This window comes from Micromonospora sp. NPDC047620 (assembly GCF_043205005.1).
Taxonomy (GTDB): domain Bacteria; phylum Actinomycetota; class Actinomycetes; order Mycobacteriales; family Micromonosporaceae; genus Micromonospora.
On the sequence record NZ_JBIDDG010000012.1, the window covers coordinates 135,945 to 154,191 of the forward strand.

The following is an 18,247-nucleotide window of genomic DNA, read 5'->3' on the forward strand; positions in this document are numbered from 1 at the left end:
GGAGCAGTCGCGGGTCGACCGCCGCGGTCGGGAAACCGGCCGCGGCTGGTGGCCCCTTTCTCTCCCCGTCCGATCGACGCGAAAGGCACCGCCATGTCCCTGTTGCCGCACCACGACGGATCCGCCCTGTACGTCCCCGAGCAGGAGCCCTCGCTCGGCGACACCGTCGACGTCTTCGTCCGGGTGCCGGCCGGCGCCGACGTCCGCCAGGTGCACGTGCGCACCACCGGCGACGGTGAGCCCCGGTTCACCGAGGCGGTCGTCGACCGCACCGACGGCGACGACGTCTGGTGGCGGGTCCCGGTCGAGGCCCGCAACCCGGTCAGCAACTACCGGTTCATGCTCACCGGCCGCCGCGGCTACCGCTGGCTGAACGCCGCCGGCGTGGCGCACCACGACGTGCCGGACAACGGCGACTTCAAGCTGGTCACCCACGCCCCGCCGCCGGCCTGGGCCCGGGACGCGGTGATCTACCAGATCTTCCCGGACCGGTTCGCCCGCTCCGCCGCCGCCGACGGGCGCGACCTGCCGGACTGGGCGATCCCGTGCGACTGGGACACCCCGGTGATCGGGCGCGGCCCGGAGACCCCCTACCAGTTCTACGGCGGCGACCTGGACGGCGTCACCGGGCGGCTGGACCACCTGGACCGGCTCGGCGTGAACACCGTCTACCTGACGCCGATCTTCCCGGCCCGCTCCAACCACCGCTACGACGCGTCCAGCTTCGACACCGTCGATCCGCTGCTCGGCGGGAACGCCGCGCTGGCCCGGCTCGCCGACGCCGTACGCGCCCGGGGCTGGCGGCTGCTCGGCGACATCACCAGCAACCACACCGGCGACGCGCACGAGTGGTTCACCCGGGCCGCCTCGGACGTGTCCGCGCCGGAGCGGGAGCTGTACTACTTCGACGAGGTGACCGGCTTCGACAACTCCAGCTCGGCGCGTCTGACGCCGCGCGGCGACCTGGAGCTGTCGTACGAGTCCTGGAACGGGGTCAAGTCGCTGCCGAAGCTGAACTGGGGCAGCGCCGAGCTGCGCCGGCGCTTCGCGACCGCCGAGGACTCGCTGCTGCGCCGCTGGCTGCGCCCGCCGTACGGGCTGGACGGCTGGCGGGTGGACGTGGCGAACATGACCGGGCGGCGGGGCGCCGACGCGTACACCCACGAGGTGGCGGCGCTGCTGCGCCGGGTGGTCGCCGAGACCCGGGCCGACGGCCTGCTGCTGGCCGAGCACGGCCACGACCACACCGGCGACCTGGACCGCGACGGCTGGCACGGGACGATGAACTACGTCGGCTTCACCGACCCCGTCTGGTCCTGGCTGCGGCACGGCGACGACCCGCTGCCGAACTTTCTCGGCACCCCGGGCGGGGTGCTGCGGCGGGACGCCGACGCCGTGCTGGCCACCATGAACGCCTACCGGTCGCTGGTCTCGTGGCGGTCGTACACGCACTCGTGGCAGCTGCTCGGCTCGCACGACTCGGCCCGGATCCGCACCGTGGTCGGCGACGCCGCGCGACAGGAGGTCGCCGCCGGTCTGCTCGCCACCATGCCGGGCACCCCGGTGATCTTCGCCGGCGACGAGCTGGGCCTGACCGGCACCAACGGGGAGGGCTCCCGAACCCCGATGCCGTGGCACCGGCCCGATACCTGGGACGAGTCGACGTTCGCCGGCTACCGGGCGCTGGTCGCGCTGCGCCGTGCCGAGCCCGCGCTGCGCCACGGCGGCCTGCGCTGGCTGCACCACGACGCGGACACCCTGGTCTTCCTGCGGGAGGCGGCGACCGGCACCGTGCTGGTGCTGGCCCGCCGGGCCGCCGGCGCTCCGGTCCGCCTGGCCGGGCTGCGGGCGGCGGAGAACGTCTACGGCGGCGCCCCCGCACTCCGCCCCGATCCGGACGGCACGGTCACCCTGCCCGCCGACGGCCCCACCTTCCAGGCCTGGCGCCTCCCCTGACCCGGGGCCGCCCGCGCCCCGCCCTGCCCTGTGCTCGCCGCCGGGGCGGGGCGGGGCCGGGTGGGGTAGGGGTCGGTCAGGAGGCGAGGAGGGCGCGGACGCCGGCGAGGTAGGTGGCGCGGTCCGGGCGGCCGGTGAGGAGCCGCTGGAGGAACCAGCCGGGAACCAGGCCGAACAGGGCTGCCGCGACGGCCTCCGGGTCGGCGTCCGCGGCCACCTCGCCGGTGCGCTGGGCGCGCCGGACGAGCGCCTCGAAGTGGCGGCGGATGTCGTCGTACTTGCCGGCGACGAACGCGGCCAGCGCCGGGTCCCGCTGCGCCTCGCCCCAGACCTGGATCGCGATCCGCAGCACGCCGTCGTCGCCGAGCTGCATCTCCACGTACGCCAGCGCGCGGTCGAGCGCCTCGACCAGGGGGAGCGGTGGCTCCTGCCGGAGCACCTCGTCGAGCACGACCTCGGCTCCGCCGACCGCGTCCTCGGCGATCGCGTTGATCAGATCCGCCTTGCTCGGGAAGTAGCGGTAGACGGCGCCCACCGAGAGGCCCGCCTCGGCGATCACGTCCTGCATCGTCGTGCGGTGGAAGCCTTCCCGCAGGAAGCACCGGCGGGCCGCGTCGACGATCTGGCGGCGGCGGGCGGCGAGGTGTTCCGGGGAGACGCGTGGCACGGGATACATCGTAAAGCGAACGTTCGTTCTTGACAGTCGGCCAAGGAGGGGAGGAGCCTGGATCCATAAGAGAATGAGCGTTCGTTTTAGGAGTTCATCATGTCGACCCGCACCCGGCCACCCCTGTCGGTCGCCCTCGGCGTCGCCGCCCTGGCGGCCGTCCTGGTGGCGCTGCTCGTACCCCTCTTCTCCGCTCCGGTGGTCAACCTGGCGCCGCGCGACCTGCCCGTCGCCGTCGCGGGCCCGACGCCCGCCGCCGACGGCCTCGCCGCCCGGCTCGTCGCCGCCCGGCCCGGAGCCTTCGACGTGACCACCCTGCCGGACGCCGCGGCCGCCGACCGGGCGCTGCGCGACCGGCAGGTGTACGCGGCCTTCGTCGCCGGCCCCGAGGGCGTCTCCCTGCACACCGCGCCGGCCGCCAGCCCGACGGTCGCCGCGCTGCTCACCGAGGCGGCGGCCCAGCTCTCCGCCGGCCACTCGGTGCCGGTGGTCGAGGTGGTGCCCGCCGACCCGGACGATCCGCGGGGCGCCGGATTCGCGGCCGGCTTCCTGCCGTTCGCGATGGCGAGCGTGCTGGCCGGCGCGCTGCTGACCCTCGCCGTCGCCAACCGGGCCGCCCGGCTGCTCGGCCTGGTGGTCTTCGCCGTCCTCGCCGGGGGTGTCGGCGCGGCCGTGCTGCACGGCTGGCTCGGCGTGCTCGGCGGCGACCCGCTCGCCGAGGCGGCGGCGGTCGGGCTCTTCGCGCTGGCCGGCGCGGCCACGGTGGCGGGCCTCGGGGCGTTGCTCGGCCGGCCGGGCATCGGCCTGGGCGCGCTGCTGGTCTTCCTGGTCGGCAACCCGCTCTCGGGAGTCAGCGCGGCACCCGAGCTGCTGCCGCAGCCGTGGGGCGCGGTTGGTCAGTTCCTGCCGGTGGGTGCCGGCGGCACCCTGCTGCGCTCGGTGACCTTCTTCGACGGCGCCGGGTCCGGCCGGTCGCTCGCCGTGCTGGCCGGGTACGCGCTGGTCGGGCTGCTGCTGGTGGCGGTGTCGCGCCGCCCGGCCGACGCCGCCGTGGCCGCCGGGTCGTCCCGCCCGGCCGACGCCGCCGTGACCGGGCCGTCGCGCCCGGCCGACTCGAAGGCGGCGACCGACATGCGTTGATCCCGCCCCGCTACTACGATCCGTCGTTGATGGGGGAGGATGTGCGGGTGGAAGCTCTCAGACTGATACTGCGCTACATCCATCTGATCGGTTTCGCCCTGCTGCTCGGCGGCGCGATCGTCCAGTACGTCAGCGGCAAGCTGCGGATCAACCCGGCCATGCTCTGGGGAGCCGTGATCATGCTGCTGACCGGCATCGGCCTCTCCGCGCCGCTGCGCGAGGGCGACGAGCCGGACCCGGCCAAACTTGTTACCAAGTTGGTGCTCGCCCTGCTGATCTTCGTCATGGTCTTCTTTTCCCGGAAGCGCGACGTGGTCAGCCGCGGCCACTTCCTTGCGATCGTCGGGTTGACCCTGGTCAACGCGGCGGTGGCGGTCTTCTGGCGGTAACGTCTCCGCCAAGGGCTGACCAGGAAAAACGGACGTTTCCGCGATGTCCCGGCGCCCACCTACCAGCACTCAGAGTGATCTGCCCCACCTAAGGGTTACGTAGGGGTAACAAGCGCTCAACGTTCGTGCACGATTGTCGGCCGGTGGGTGGGCGCGGGCGTACGCTCCCGTCCGTAACGTGGGACGCCGGCGGCGCAGCGCAGCCGGCTCATAGGGCTGCCACCGTGCAGGACGCGGTGTGCAATGGGAAGGAGACGTCTTGCGCTCGGTGCGTGGGATGCGGATTGCCTCGGTCTTCGCGGTGGGTGGGCTCGTGCTGAGCGCCGCCGCGTGCGGTGAGGCTCCCGACGACAGCAACAACGCCGGCAGCGGCGACAAGAAGTACAGCGCCTGCATGGTGACGGACGTCGGCGGCATCGACGACAAGTCGTTCAACACCTCGGCGTGGCAGGGCCTCGAGGCCGCCAAGAAGGCCAACGACAACATCGACATCAAGTACGTCGCGTCGAAGGCCGAGGCCGACTACGAGGTCAACCTGACCCAGTACGTCAACCAGAAGTGCGACTTCATCCTGGCCGTCGGCGGCCTGATGGGTGACGCCACCTCCAAGATCGCCAAGGCGAACCCGAACCAGCAGTTCGGCATCGTCGACGCGAAGCTGCCGGAGAGCAACGTCTACCCGATGCAGTTCGACACCGCCCAGGCCGGCTTCCTCGCCGGTTACCTGGCCGCCGGCATGACCAAGAGCGGCACGGTGGGCACCTACGGCGGCCTGCCGATCCCGCCGGTCACCATCTTCATGGACGGGTACGTCGACGGCGTCGCCCACTACAACAAGACGAAGAGCAAGACCGTCAAGGTCGTCGGCTGGGACAAGGCCGCCCAGAAGGGCTCCTTCACCAACGACTTCGTCAAGCAGGACGAGGGCAAGAAGGTCAGCGACGCGCTGTTCGCCCAGGGCGCCGACATCATCATGCCGGTCGCCGGCGGCTCGGGCCTCGGCACCACCGGCGCGGCGAAGGCGTCGGGCGGCAAGTACAACACCATCTGGGTGGACGTCGACGGCTGCGAGAGCACCCCGGACTGCGCGGCCATCATCACCACGGTCGAGAAGAACATCCCGGAGGCCGTCAAGGAGGCCGTCGTCAAGGCCGCCAACGGCGAGAAGCTCTCGCACGACCCGGGCTACCTGGGCAACCTCGCCAACAACGGCGTCGGGCTCGCCCCGTACCACGAGTTCGACAGCAAGGTCCCGGCCGAGCTGAAGGCGGAGATCGACAAGCTGAAGGCGGACATCGCCGCCGGCACCGTCACCGTCACCTCCGCAGCCCAGCCGAAGTGAGGCACCGCCGGCCCACCCCGGTGAGACGATCACCGGGATAGGGGCCGGCGAGCGGTACAGCACGACGTTCCGGCCGTCCCGGCGTCGCGGGGAACCCCCACGGCGCCGGGGCGGCCGATCCGCTCCACCCCCGACGGCGGCCCCGCGCCGCGAGCGGTCCCCCGGCAGCTACGCTGCACCATCGCTTCGCACTCCAGGAGGTTGCGCTGAGACTCGAACTGCGCGGCATCACCAAGCGGTTCGGTGATCTGGTCGCCAACGACCACATCGACCTGACGGTGGAGCCTGGAGAGATCCACGCCCTGCTCGGCGAGAACGGCGCGGGCAAGTCGACCCTGATGAACGTGCTCTACGGGCTCTACCAGCCCGACGAGGGCGAGATCCTGGTCGACGGCGAGCCGTTGAAGCTGCGGGGGCCGTCCGACGCGATCGCGGCCGGGATCGGCATGGTGCACCAGCACTTCATGCTGGTGCCGGTCTTCACCGTCGCCGAGAACATCATGCTCGGCGCCGAGCAGGTCCGGGGCGGCATCGCCGGCTTCCTGGACCGGCGGCGGGCCCGGCGCGAGGTCGCCGAGGTCTCCGAGCGCTACAACCTGCGGGTCGACCCGGACGCGGTGATCGAGGACCTGCCGGTCGGCATCCAGCAGCGGGTGGAGATCGTCAAGGCGCTCACCCGCGACGTCGACCTGCTCATCCTCGACGAGCCGACGGCGGTGCTCACCCCGCAGGAGACCGAGGAACTGCTCACCGTCATGCGGTCGCTCAAGGCCGCCGGCAAGTCGATCGTCTTCATCACGCACAAGCTGGGCGAGGTCAAGGCGATCGCCGACCGGATCACCGTCATCCGGCGCGGGAAGACCGTCGGCACCGCCTCGCCCGAGGCCAGCCGGGACGAACTGGCCGCGCTCATGGTCGGCCGCAGCGTCCGGCTCACCGTGGAGAAGGAGCCGGCCACCCCCGGCAAGCCGATCCTGGAGGTCGCCGGCCTGGTCGTCGACGACGACCGGCATATCCGGGCGGTCGACGGGGTCGACCTGACCGTACGCGCGGGCGAGGTGCTCGGCGTGGCGGGTGTGCAGGGCAACGGTCAGACCGAGCTGATCGAGGCGATCATGGGGCTGCGCCCGACGCTCGCCGGCACGATCACGCTCGACGGGCAGCAGGTCAACGGCTGGTCGACCAAGAAGGTGCTCCGCGCCGGCGTCGGCTACGTGCCGGAGGACCGCAGCGTCGACGGCGTGGTCAAGGAGTTCTCCGTCGCGGAGAACCTGGTGCTCGACATCTACGACCGGCCGCCCTTCGGCAAGGGCCTGGCGCTCAGGCCGGACGCCATCGCGAAGTCGGCGAAGGAGCGGATCGCGCAGTTCGACGTCCGCACCTCCTCGGCCGACGCGCCGGTCGGCACCCTCTCGGGCGGCAACCAGCAGAAGGTGATCGTGGCCCGGGAGCTGTCCCGGCCGCTGAAGCTCTTCATCGCCGCCCAGCCGACCCGGGGCGTCGACGTCGGGTCCATCGAGTTCATCCACAGCCGGGTCATCCGCGAGCGGGACGTCGGCACCGCCGTCATGGTGGTCTCCAGCGAACTCGACGAGGTGATCGGCCTGGCCGACCGGATCGCCGTGATGTACCGCGGCCGGATCATCGGCATCGTCGGCCCGGACACCCCCCGGGAGGAGATCGGCCTGCTGATGGCCGGCATCACCCCCGACGCGGCGCCCGCCGCTGCCGAGGGCCCTGGTAGCGAGGACGAGGCATGACGAACCCGAACCCCCCGTCGGGCTCCCCGGACAAGGAGCCGGCGACCGAGGCGCAGGCCGCGCAGACCGCGCTCGGCAACACCGAACGCGCCGAGGCGGCCACCTCCCCGAAGCAGCCGGCCCCGGAGGCGAAGCCCTCGCTGGGGCGGCTGTTCCTGGACAACCTCTGGGCCGCCAACACCTTCACGGTGACCCTGCTGTCGCTGGTCCTGGCGATGGTCGTCGGCGCCGTGCTGATGATCGTCTCCGACCCCGAGGTGCTGGCCACCTACAGCTACATCACCGCCCGGCCGTCCGACGCGCTGAACGCGAGTTGGACGCTGGTCAGCGAGGCGTACGGCAACCTGTTCAAGGGCGCCGTCTTCGACCCCGAGGCGGTCGGCTTCCAGGCCGTGATGAGCCCGATCTCCGAGACGCTCACCTACACCGCGCCGCTGGTCTTCACCGGCCTGTCGGTGGCGCTGGCGTTCCGGGGCGGCCTGTTCAACATCGGTGCCCAGGGCCAGGCCACGATGGGCGTGATCATGGCCGCGCTGGCCGGCTTCCTGCTGCCGCTGCCACCCGGCCTGCACCTGCTCGTCGCGGTGCTCGCCGGTGCGCTCGGCGGGGCGATCTGGGGCTTCATCCCGGGCATCCTCAAGGCGCGCGCCGGCGCCCACGAGGTGATCAACACGATCATGCTCAACTACATCGCCATGTACTTCCTGACCTGGATCATCGTGCAGAACGGCATCCAGGACCCGAACCGTACGGACGCGATCAGCCGGCCGGTCGACCCGTCGGCCCAGCTGCCCCGGCTGCTCGGCGACGGGCTGCGGGTGCACGCCGGCATCATCCTGGCGGTGCTGGCCACCTGGGCCGTCTGGTGGCTGCTGAACCGCTCCACGCTCGGCTTCGAGTTGCGCGCGGTGGGCGCCAACCCGGACGCCGCGCGGACCGCCGGCATCAGCGTCACCCGGACGTACGTCCTGATCATGGTCTTCGCCGGGATCCTGGCCGGCCTCGGCGGCTCGAACATGGTGCTCGGCACCACCGCCAGCGCGCTGACCCCGCTGGTGGTTGCGCAGATCGGCTTCGACGGCATCCTGGTGGCGCTGCTCGGCCGGGTGAAGCCGTGGGGCGTGGCGCTGGCCGCGCTGCTCTTCGGCGCCCTCCAGGCCGGCGGCAACCGGATGCAGTCGTACTCGGGGATCTCGCTGGAGCTGGTCACCGTGCTCCAGGCGCTGATCGTCATCTTCATCGCCGCGCCGGCCCTGGTGAAGGCGATCTTCCAGCTCCGGGCCGCCCGCGCCGCCCGGTTGCAGACGAGCCTGGCGAAGGGCTGGTAACTCATGTCCACCATGGCTGTCGAAGACGTCGCCGTCGCCCCCGTCGACCTGGGATTCTGGACCCGCACCCGCAAGGTCGGCGCCGTGCTGCTCGGGCTCGGCCTGCTGGCGACGGTGCTGTTCGGGGCACTCGCCACCGGCGAGCAGGCCCGCTTCACCCTCAGCGAGGATGCCGCCGGCGCCGCGCTGAAGATCGACGGCACGCTCGGCGCGATCCTCTTCGGGATCGTCGCGGTGGCCGCCGGCGTCGCGATGCTCGCCGGGCTGCCGAAGCGCTGGTTCACCCTCGTGCTCGGCGTCGGCCTGGTCGGCTTCGTGCTGTCGTTCCTCTGCTGGCAGGTCTCGGCCGCGCCGAACGGGCAGAACTTCATGCCGCTGGTCAACATCGTCCGGGGCACGTTCTTCCTGGCCCTGCCGCTGATCTTCGGCGCGCTGGCCGGCGTGCTCTGCGAGCGCTCCGGCGTGGTCAACGTGGCCATCGAGGGGCAGTTGCTGATGGGCGCCTTCAGCGGCGCCCTGTTCGGCAGCCTCTCCGGCAACGTCTGGGTGGGCCTGGTCGCGGCGGCGCTCGGCGGCGCGTTCATCTCGCTGCTGCTGGCCGTGTTCTCGATCCGCTACCTGGTCGACCAGGTGGTCATGGGCATCGTGCTCAACCTGCTGGCGGTCGGCGTCACCGGCTTCCTCTACGAGCGGCTGATGCAGACCAACGCGCAGAAGTACAACAGCGCGCCCCGGTTCAGCAACTGGGAGATCCCGCTGCTGTCGGACATCCCGCTGATCGGGCCGGCGCTGTTCCGGGGCAACATCTTCCTCTACCTCGGCCTGCTGCTCGTGCTGGTCATCCACATCGCACTGTTCCGCACCCGGTGGGGCCTGCGGACCCGCTCGGTCGGCGAGCACCCGACCGCCGCCGACACGCTGGGCGTCCGGGTGCTCGGGCTGCGCTACCGCAACGTGCTGCTCGCCGGGGTGGTCGCCGGCATCGGCGGCGCCTCGTACACGCTGGCGCTCTACTCGTTCACCAAGAACATGATCGGCGGCAAGGGCTTCATCGCCCTGGCCGCGCTGATCTTCGGCCGGTGGAGCCCGACGGGAGCGCTGCTCGCGGCGCTCTTCTTCGGCTTCGCCGACCAGCTCGCCACCTACCTGGGCGCGATCAACAGCGCCATCCCGAGCCAGTTCCTGGCCATGCTGCCCTACCTGGCGACGATCCTCGCGGTGGCCGGTCTGGTCGGCCGGGTCCGGGCGCCGGCCGCCGACGGCAAGCCGTACATCAAGGGCTGACGGGGGAGCACGACATGGAGATCGACTGGGAGCGGCTGCGGGCCGCCGCCACGGACGTGATGCGGCACGCGTACGTGCCGTACTCGAAGTTCCCCGTCGGGGCGGCCGCCCTGGTCGACGACGGCCGCGTGGTGGTCGGCTGCAACGTGGAGAACGCCGCGTACGGCGTGGTGCTCTGCGCCGAGTGCGGCGTGGTCTCCTCGCTGCACGCCACCGGCGGCGGCCGGATCGTGGCCCTGTCCTGCGTCGACGCCACCGGCGAGCCGCTGATGCCGTGCGGCCGGTGCCGCCAGCTGCTGTGGGAGCAGGGCGGCCCGGAGTGCCTGATCGAGGCCAAGGGCGGCCCGCTGCGGATGGCCGAGCTGCTGCCGCACGCCTTCGACGTGGCCGACCTCGAGGCGGTTACCGGGGAGGCGCCGGTGCCGGTGGTGCCGGAGCGGCTGGCGGCCTGGCGCGGCCGGGGCACGGTCTTCGTGCACCCCGACCTGTCCGCCGGCCAGCAGGTCTGGACGGCCTACTGGGAGCGGTCCGCGGGGGACAGCGAGGGCGCCGAGACCGGCGTGCTGGAGGAGGGCCCGAGCTGGGACGACCCGGCGGAGGCGATCGCCTGGGGGCACGCCCGCACGCCCCGGGTCGTGGTCGTGGACGCCTCCGGCACGATCTTCTGGGCCGGCGAGGGCGAGCCGCCGATGGAGATCCCGATCCGCTGGGGTGGTTGAGCTCAAGGCCGGCTGGAGCCTGCCGTGCCCGGCTCCGGGCGGTCAGGCTTGATCCCTCCGCCGGGCACGGCAGGCCCCAGCCGTCGGTGGTCGCGGTTCGCGGATCGGTATCTGCATACGACTAGGAAGATCTTTGTGATGAGTGGTTTTGCGGCGGTTGATGTCATCCGGGTGAAGCGCGACGGGGGTGTGCTCTCCGACGCGCAGATCGACTGGGTGGTGGATGCGTACACCCGGGGGCTGGTCGCCGACGAGCAGATGTCGGCGTTGGCCATGGCGATCCTGCTGCGCGGCATGACCGCGCCGGAGATCGCCCGGTGGACCGCCGCGATGATCGCCAGCGGGGAGCGGCTCGACCTCTCCGCCGTCGACCGGCCGACCGTCGACAAGCACTCCACCGGCGGCGTCGGCGACAAGATCACCCTCCCGCTGACCCCGTTGGTGGCGGCGTGCGGCGCGGCCGTGCCGCAGCTCAGCGGCCGTGGCCTCGGCCACACCGGCGGCACGCTCGACAAGCTGGAGTCCATCCCCGGCTGGCGGGCGGCGCTGCGCAACGACGAGTTCATCGCCCAGCTCCGGGACGTGGGCGCGGTGATCTGCGCGGCCGGCGCGGGGCTCGCCCCGGCCGACCGCAAGCTGTACGCGCTGCGCGACGTGACCGGCACCGTCGAGGCCATCCCGCTGATCGCCAGCTCGATCATGAGCAAGAAGATCGCCGAGGGCACCGGGGCACTGGTGCTCGACGTGAAGGTCGGCTCCGGCGCGTTCATGAAGTCCGTCGAACACGCCCGCGAGCTGGCCCGGACGATGGTGGAGCTGGGCGGTGCGCACGGCGTGCGGACCGTCGCGCTGCTCACCGACATGTCGACCCCGCTCGGCCTGGCCATCGGCAACGCCGTCGAGGTGACCGAGTCGGTCGAGGTGCTGGCCGGGGGCGGCCCCGCCGACGTGGTCGAGCTGACCCTGGCGCTGGCCCGGGAGATGCTCGACGCGGCCGGGCTGCCGGACGCCGACCCGGAGGCCGCGCTGCGCGACGGCCGGGCGATGGACTCCTGGCGCGCGATGATCCGCGCCCAGGGCGGCGACCCGGACGCCCCGATGCCGACCGCGAACGAGGTCGAGGTGGTCCGCGCGGACGCGGACGGCTTCGTCGCCTCGGTCGACGCGTACGCCATGGGGGTGGCCGCCTGGCGGCTCGGCGCCGGACGGGCCCGCAAGGAGGACCCGGTCAGCGTGCCGGCGGGGGTGGTGCTGCACAAGCGGCCCGGCGACCCGGTGCGGGCCGGCGACCCCCTCTACGAGCTGCGCGCGGAGCACGCCGCCCGGATCCCGGCGGCGCGGGACGACGCCGCGCGGGCGGTGCGGATCTCGCCGACCGCGCCCGCCGCGACGCCGTTGGTCATCGAGCGCGTCGGCTGAGCGGGGCGGTCGCCGGGGCGGCATGGTGCCGGCCGGCTCGGAGCGCTATCCTCCCTGGCCAGGGGGACAACCGGCGCCGAGTCGTCGCGAGCAGACAGGACATTTCCGCCGTGACCGTACCTGCCCCCGATCCACGGGAGGTGCGTGAGGCGAGCCTGGACGAGTTGTCCCGGCTGCGTCTCCCGCTGCCGCCACCCCAGTTCCCGCTCGTGTGGGAGCCCGGCGACCAGATCGAACTGCGACCCACCGCGGAGATCGAGGCCCGGATCGCCGTGCTGCACCTGATCCTCGCGCGCTGCTTCGGGATGCCGCCGCAGGCCGCGATGAGCTGGCTGCTCACCTCGCACCTGGTCGAGATGGTCACGCCGCCGGAGTTCCAGTTCGTGACCGGCGGCAAGGGCGACCACCGGTCGTTCGTGCTGCACCACGACGCGCTCTTCGCGCTGGCCTGGGTGCTCGGCCTGACCAAGCAGCTCGATCCGACCCTGCCCGTGGACGAGCGGCTGGTGGAGCGGATGCCGCACATCCCCGGCGGGGAGACCTTCGGCCAGTGGCGTGCCCGGATCCTCGCGGCCCCGCAGCACCCCGCCGACGCGGCCGCGCTGCTCGACCTGCACTACTGCCTCGACTGGGCGTACCTGGAGACGGAGCGGGCCGGCCGCACGCCGCCCGGCCTGGTCGACGCCAACGCCATCGGCCAGCGCCGGTGGGCGCTGGAGTGGGCGGTGATCCTTCGGGGGCCCTACCACGACGAGCCCCCGGGCTGGGAAGAGGTCGACCTCTCCACCTGACCGGACGGACTGAGGTGTAAGGAAGGGCACCTTACTAACGCCTGAGGTAGAGGAAGGGTCCCTTCCTTACACCTCAGCGGGGGGCTGGCCGCCAGACGGTGAGGTCCACCGCGACGGTCACCCGGACCGGCTCGGGCAGCGCGGCGACGCGGGCGGCGAGCCCGGCCGGGTCGGTGTGCCACGCGCTCGGCCCCATCCCGATCAGCGTCGCGACCTCCGGCCCGGTCAACGCCAGCTCCCGCCGGTGCCCGGTCGACGCCACCTGCGCGAAGCGCCCGCCCAGGCTCTCGGCGACCCGGTCCGCCTTGGCCGGGTCCACCCGGAGCAGGCCGAGCGCGCCGACCAGCTCGGCGAGGTGGTCCTCGGCCGGCGTCACCACCAGCAGGGACCCGGCCGGGTCGAGGACCCGGTGGAACTCCGCGCCGTTGCGCGGGGCGAAGACGTTCAGCAGCAACGCGGTGCCGGCGTCGGCCAGCGGCAGCCGCTGCCAGGTGTCGGCCAGCGCCGCCGCCGCGCGGGGATGCGCCCGCGCCGCCCGGCGCAGTGCCGGCTTCGACACGTCCAGGGCCAGGCCCACCGCGTCCGGCAGCGCCGCCAGCACCGCCGCGAGGTGCCGGCCGGTCCCCGCCCCGGCGTCCACCACCAGGGGGTACGCCTTGGGCCGCGCCGGGCGGACCCGGTCCGCGGCCTCGGTGGCGGCGGTGGCGAGCGCGGTCGAGATCAGGTCGTAGTGGCCGGCGGCCAGGAAGTCGGCGCGGGCGGCCACCATCTCGGCGGTGTCCCCGGTGTGCGGGGCGCGGCCGGCGAGCAGGTTGACGTAGCCCTGCCGGGCGACGTCGAAGCTGTGCCGGCGCGGGCAGCGCAGCGCGGTGGCGGTGCCGGCGGCGGCCTCCGCCAGCGGCTCGGCGCAGACCGGGCAGCGGAGCCGGTCGACGATGCGGGGGTCCACGTCAGGCGTCCAGGTAGGTCAGCACCGCGCGTACCCGCCGGTGGTCGTCGTCGCAGTCGCGCAGGTCGAGCTTCGTGAAGATCGAGTTGATGTGTTTGCTGACCGCCTTCTCGGTGACCACCAGGCGCTGCGCGATCGCGCCGTTGGAGCGTCCCTCGGCCATCAGCGCCAGCACCTCGTGCTCGCGCGGGGTGAGCCGGCCCAGCGGCGCGGCGTGGGCTGGCCGGGCGAGCAGCTGCGAGACCACCTCGGGGTCCATCGCCATGCCGCCCCCGGCCACCCGGTGCACCGCGGCGACGAACTGCGCCACGTCGGCCACCCGGTCCTTGAGCAGGTAGCCCACCGCGCCCGCGCCGTCGGAGAGCAGCTCCCGGGCGTAGAGCTGCTCGACGTACTGGGAGAGGACCAGCACCGGCAGGCCGGGCACCCGGGCTCGGGCGGCCAGCGCCGCCCGCAGCCCCTCGTCGGTGTGCCCGGGCGGCAGCCGGACGTCCACCACGGCTACGTCGGGGCGGTGCTCCAGCAGGGCGGCGAGCAGGTCGTCACCGGTCTCCACGGCGGCCACCACCTCGTCGCCGTACGCGGTGAAGAGCCGGATCAGCCCGTCGCGCAGCAGCACCAGGTCCTCGGCGATCACGATGCGCACGGCAGCTCCACGTCGACCACGGTAGGCCCACCGTCCGGCGAGCTGATCCGCACCCGGCCGTCGAAGACCGCGAGCCGCCGCCGGATGCCGGCCAGGCCCGTGCCCCGCGCCGGGTCGGCGCCACCCCGACCGTCGTCGGAAACGGTCAGCCGGACCGTGCCGTCGACCCGGTGCAGCCGCACCGCCACCCGGGCCGCGCCGCTGTGCCGGGCGGCGTTGGTGATCAGCTCGGCGACGGTGAAGTAGAGCGCCGACTCCAGCGGGGGCGCCAGCCGCTCGGGCAGGTCGACGTCCAGGTCGACGGGGAGGGCCGCGCCGAGGGCGAGGGCGGCGACGCCCCCGGCGAGCCCCCGGTCCGCCAGCACCGGTGGGTGGATGCCGCGTACGACGTCGCGCAGCTCGGACAGGGCGGTGCCGGCGGCGGAGCGGGCCTCGGTGACCAGCCCACGGGCCGCCTCCGGGTCCCGGGCCAGCAGTTCCTCGGCGAGGCCGAGGTTCATCGCCATCGCGACCAGCCGCGCCTGTGCGCCGTCGTGCAGGTCGCGCTCGATTCGGCGCAGCTCGGCCGCTTGGGCGTCGACGGTCTGGGCGCGGGTGTCGGCCAGCTCCTCCACCCGCTCGGCGAGGGCCGCCCGGGCGGTCGGCGCGAGCAGTGCACGGGTCAGCCGGTGCTCCAGGTGGAGCAGCCCCCGGGGCAGCCAGTACGCCCCGACCGCCACCAGCAGCCCGCCCACGACGGCCAGCCCGGCGTTGCGGGGGGAGTCGACCGGGATGCCGAGGTAGTTGTCGACGGCGTCCGGCCACACCGCGTGGATCAGCGGCATGACCAGGCCCTGCGCGGCGCCGAGCCAGAGCCCCGCGGCGAGCACCACGGCGACCGGGGCGAAGCAGAAGTGGGCGAACAGGAACGCCAGGTCCCGATAGGTGGCCGGATCCCCGGCCACCGTCCGCAACCGGGCCGCCAGCCCGCCGGTCACCGGCCGGTACGGGGACCGGACCGGTGGGCCCGGCACCCGGTGGCGCTGCCGGTCCAGCAGCGTCCGGGTGCCGGCGAGGGTGCGGTCGAGCAGGGGCAGGCCGACGCCGAGCAGGCTGAGCCCGGCGGTGAGGAGCGTGGCCAGCGCGAACCCGATGCCCGCCCCGGCCAGCCCCGCCGCGACGGCCAACTGGTGCAGCTCCCGCCATGCCCGCCGCACCCCGCTCATCGGGCCATTGTCCCAGCTGGCACGGTGTGCCCCGCCGGCGCGGGTACCGGCCCGGCCTCCGGTGCGTGGCCCGGCAGGGGAGCGGGGCGGGTACGGGCCGGCCAGAAGGCGGCCCGACCGGTGAGCGCGGCCAGCGCCGGCACCAGGAGCCAGGAGAGCCCGAACGTCGTGATCAGCACGCCGACCGCGACGGCGAGCCCGATCTGGGCCAGCATCGGCGACGCCACGAGCACCCCGAAGCTGCCGGCCAGGATGACCCCGGCGGCGGCGACCGCCGGGCCGGCCCGACGTACCGCCTCCGCTGCGGCCTGACGGGGCGGCCGTCCCGCACGCAGTTCCTCCCGGAACCGGGCGATCATCAGGATGTTGTAGTCGGTCCCGATCGCGGTGACGAAGAGGAACACGACCAGCGGCAGCTGGAAGTTGAGCCCCGACTGGTTGCCGAGGACCTGGAACACCAGCACGCTGGTGCCGAGGGTGGCGGCGAACCCGAGCGCGACCGCCGCGAGCAGGCCCAGTGAGGCGAGCAGGCCGCGCAGCATCAGCAGCAGGAGCAGCCCGATCAGCCCGGCGGCCACCGGGAAGATCAGCCGGAGGTCCTCGTCGAGCACGGTCCGGATGTCGGCGAAGGTGGCGGTCTCCCCACCGACGTACGCCCGGGTGCCGGCCGGTGCGGCGGCGTGCGCGGCCGGGCGTAGTTGGTCCTCCACCGCGTCCATCGCCCGCTGCGAGTACGGCGGCTCGGTGAGCAGCAGCTGCACCCGGGCCACGTCCCCCTCGATCTCGACCCCGCCTGGGGCCGCCACGATCGGCACCTCGGCGAGCCGTGCGGCGAACCGTTCGGTGGTGGCCGCGTCCACCCCGGCGCCGGTGAGGTACACGACCGTCGGGGAGAGCGTCCCGGCGGGCAGGCCCGAGTGGAGCCACTCCAGGGCCCGGGCCGACTCGGAGCCGGGCGGCAGCGTGTCGAGTTCGTAGCTGGGCCGGTGCTGCAGCGCGCCGAGACCGAGCAGCAGGAGGGCGGCGACCGTGGCCAGCGCGACCCGGGCCGGCCGGCGGGCGACCAGGCGGGCGGTCCGGGCCGATCGCCCGGTCGGCTCGTCGCCGCCGTGGCCGGGCGTCGACCCGGCGCCCGGCGCGACCAGCTTCGCCGGCCACCAGGCCCGGCGGCCGAGCAGGGAGTAGACCGCGGGGAACAGGGTCAGCGCGGCGGCCACCATGAGCAGGACGGCGACGGCCAGCGCCGGGCCGAGCACCTGGAAGGAGGCGAGCTGGGAGAGCACCAACGCGCCGAACGCCACCGCCACGACCAGCGCGGACACGGTGACCACCCCGCCGATCCGGCTGGCCGCGTGGACCATCGCGGTACGGCGGTCGTCGCCGGCCCGGAGACGTTCCCGGTAGCGGAAGAGCAGGAAGACGGCGTAGTCGGTGCCGATGCCGAGCAGCACGACCGGAAGCAGGCCCGTGGTGGAGGCGTCCAGGGCGTATCCGAAGACCTTCCCGCCCAGGGCGAGCAGGCCCACGGCGGCCTGCGCGACCAGCAGCACGAGGAACAGGTTGAGCAGCGCGATCGCCGGGCTGCGGAAGACGACCAGCAGCAGGACCAGGATCACCAGCATCATGGCGCCGTGGACGATCAGGTCGAGCAGGAAGCTGTCGGCCGCGCCGGCGGCCTCCCCGGTCCAGCCGCCGACCAGGCCGGTTCCCGCCAGCGCGTCGTCGGTGGCCGCCCGCAGCCGCTTGACCGTCTGGACGGTCGTCTCCGCGTGCGCGGCGTCGGGCAGGCGCGCCTCGGCCAGGCGTAGCCGCCCGTCCGGGGCGGTCGCGCCGGCGGTCACCCCGGTGACGCCGACGACCCGCAGTTGTTGCGGCAGCCGGTCGATCCGGGCGCTGTCGTCGGCGGTCAGCGCCGCCCCGTCGGCCCGTCGGACGACCAGCACGGCGCTGCTGCCCGGTGGTTCGGGGAAGATCCGGGATCCGATCCCGGCGGCCCGCGCGGACTCGTACCGGTCGGGCAGGAACTCGGCCTGGCTGTCGGCGGGCCGAGGTCCCTCCGGCCCGTAGACGACGAAGGTGGCGGCGGTCAGCGCGGCGATGGCGAGCAGCCAGCCGGCGATCACCCGCCCCGGACGCCGGACCACCGCCGTGGCCAATGTCGTGAACACGTGTAACTCTCCCCGCGTCGGCTTTTGGTGATGCCAGTGACGCTAGGCAGCCGGACGGGTCACTTCGATGGTGCGCGCACGCCGGTCGGATGGTGGTGCCTGCACCACCATCGGGTTCACCGTCGGGCCCGGTCCATCCCGGTCAGGTGGTCGACCACTCGGTGGGTCAGCGCGTCCAGCGCGGCGACCTCGTCGGGGGTCAGCAGGTCGATGAGGTGCCGGCGGACGGCCGCCACGTGGCCCGGGGCGGCTGCCTCGATCGCACGCCGGCCCTCGGGGGTGAGCGCGACGACCGCGCCCCGGCCGTCTGTCGCGCACTCCTCGCGGGTGACCAGGCCGCGCTGCTGCATCCGGGTGAGGTGGTGGGAGAGCCGGCTGCGGGACCAGAGCATCCGGTCGGCCAGCTCGCTGAGGCGCAGCCGCTGGTCGGGGGTCTCCGAGAGGTCGGACAGGACGTCGTAGTCCGGCTGCTGACCGGCCTCGT

General features: G+C 73.5%; 15 protein-coding genes and 1 pseudogene. 10 read left to right on the plus strand and 6 right to left on the minus strand.

The features are described 5' to 3' along the window. The first annotated feature begins 93 nt into the window (after window positions 1–93). On the plus strand, window positions 94–1,956 hold the full coding sequence (locus ACGF5C_RS16880; protein WP_393302536.1) for a glycoside hydrolase family 13 protein: 1,863 nt from the start codon (window positions 94–96) through the stop codon (window positions 1,954–1,956). Window positions 1,957–2,032: 76 nt separating this feature from the next. Here the strand turns inward: ACGF5C_RS16880 and ACGF5C_RS16885 are convergent, their stop codons facing one another. Next, complete coding sequence (locus ACGF5C_RS16885; protein ID WP_393302539.1) at window positions 2,033–2,623, minus strand: TetR/AcrR family transcriptional regulator; 591 nt, start codon at window positions 2,621–2,623, stop codon at window positions 2,033–2,035. 99 nt (window positions 2,624–2,722) lie between these two features. Here ACGF5C_RS16885 and ACGF5C_RS16890 point away from each other — a divergent pair, with 99 nt between their 5' ends. The 9 genes from ACGF5C_RS16890 (at window position 2,723) to ACGF5C_RS16930 (ending at window position 12,795) form a co-directional block, all read left to right on the plus strand. Next, window positions 2,723–3,763, plus strand: a complete 1,041-nt coding sequence (locus ACGF5C_RS16890; RefSeq protein ID WP_393302542.1) for a hypothetical protein — start codon at window positions 2,723–2,725, stop codon at window positions 3,761–3,763. A 47-nt stretch (window positions 3,764–3,810) separates the two neighbouring features. Further along, entirely contained in the window at window positions 3,811–4,152 is a 342-nt protein-coding gene (locus tag ACGF5C_RS16895; RefSeq protein ID WP_393302545.1) for a hypothetical protein, read from the plus strand. Between the two features lie 277 nt (window positions 4,153–4,429). Next, a complete protein-coding gene (locus ACGF5C_RS16900) occupies window positions 4,430–5,494 on the plus strand; it encodes a BMP family protein (protein WP_393302766.1) in 1,065 nt (354 codons plus the stop codon). 266 nt (window positions 5,495–5,760) lie between these two features. After that, window positions 5,761–7,254, plus strand: coding sequence for an ABC transporter ATP-binding protein (locus ACGF5C_RS16905; protein ID WP_393302768.1), 1,494 nt, complete (start codon window positions 5,761–5,763; stop codon window positions 7,252–7,254). Beyond that, complete coding sequence (locus ACGF5C_RS16910) at window positions 7,251–8,582, plus strand: ABC transporter permease (RefSeq protein ID WP_393302548.1); 1,332 nt, start codon at window positions 7,251–7,253, stop codon at window positions 8,580–8,582. Before ACGF5C_RS16905 ends, ACGF5C_RS16910 begins: the two co-directional genes overlap by 4 nt. A 3-nt stretch (window positions 8,583–8,585) precedes the next feature. Then, the gene (locus ACGF5C_RS16915) at window positions 8,586–9,866 is read left to right on the plus strand and encodes an ABC transporter permease (protein ID WP_393302551.1); all 1,281 of its coding nucleotides are present in this window, start codon (window positions 8,586–8,588) and stop codon (window positions 9,864–9,866) included. Window positions 9,867–9,880: 14 nt separating this feature from the next. Further along, the gene (locus tag ACGF5C_RS16920) at window positions 9,881–10,585 is read left to right on the plus strand and encodes a cytidine deaminase (protein ID WP_393258397.1); all 705 of its coding nucleotides are present in this window, start codon (window positions 9,881–9,883) and stop codon (window positions 10,583–10,585) included. Window positions 10,586–10,723: 138 nt separating this feature from the next. Then, window positions 10,724–12,004 carry a thymidine phosphorylase gene (locus ACGF5C_RS16925; RefSeq protein ID WP_393302554.1) on the plus strand — a complete coding sequence of 427 codons (1,281 nt, stop codon included), beginning with the start codon at window positions 10,724–10,726 and terminating at the stop codon, window positions 12,002–12,004. Between the two features lie 110 nt (window positions 12,005–12,114). Continuing rightward, window positions 12,115–12,795: a DUF4272 domain-containing protein gene (locus ACGF5C_RS16930; protein ID WP_357457322.1), complete on the plus strand. Its 681-nt coding sequence runs from the start codon at window positions 12,115–12,117 to the stop codon at window positions 12,793–12,795. 73 nt (window positions 12,796–12,868) lie between these two features. Here ACGF5C_RS16930 and ACGF5C_RS16935 read toward each other — a convergent pair whose 3' ends face one another. The 5 genes and pseudogenes from ACGF5C_RS16935 to ACGF5C_RS16955 all read right to left on the minus strand — a co-directional run. Beyond that, complete coding sequence (locus ACGF5C_RS16935; protein ID WP_393302558.1) at window positions 12,869–13,744, minus strand: putative RNA methyltransferase; 876 nt, start codon at window positions 13,742–13,744, stop codon at window positions 12,869–12,871. Between the two features lies 1 nt (window position 13,745). Continuing rightward, window positions 13,746–14,390 carry a response regulator transcription factor gene (locus tag ACGF5C_RS16940; protein ID WP_350712079.1) on the minus strand — a complete coding sequence of 215 codons (645 nt, stop codon included), beginning with the start codon at window positions 14,388–14,390 and terminating at the stop codon, window positions 13,746–13,748. Next, complete coding sequence (locus ACGF5C_RS16945; RefSeq protein ID WP_393302561.1) at window positions 14,378–15,595, minus strand: sensor histidine kinase; 1,218 nt, start codon at window positions 15,593–15,595, stop codon at window positions 14,378–14,380. The genes ACGF5C_RS16940 and ACGF5C_RS16945 overlap by 13 nt, the downstream gene beginning before the upstream one ends. Beyond that, window positions 15,592–17,763, minus strand: coding sequence for an MMPL family transporter (locus ACGF5C_RS16950; protein WP_393302564.1), 2,172 nt, complete (start codon window positions 17,761–17,763; stop codon window positions 15,592–15,594). Before ACGF5C_RS16950 ends, ACGF5C_RS16945 begins: the two co-directional genes overlap by 4 nt. Before the next feature lie 116 nt (window positions 17,764–17,879). Further along, window positions 17,880–18,221, minus strand: a pseudogene (locus ACGF5C_RS16955) (MarR family winged helix-turn-helix transcriptional regulator); the annotation flags it as partial. Window positions 18,222–18,247 lie beyond the last annotated feature (26 nt).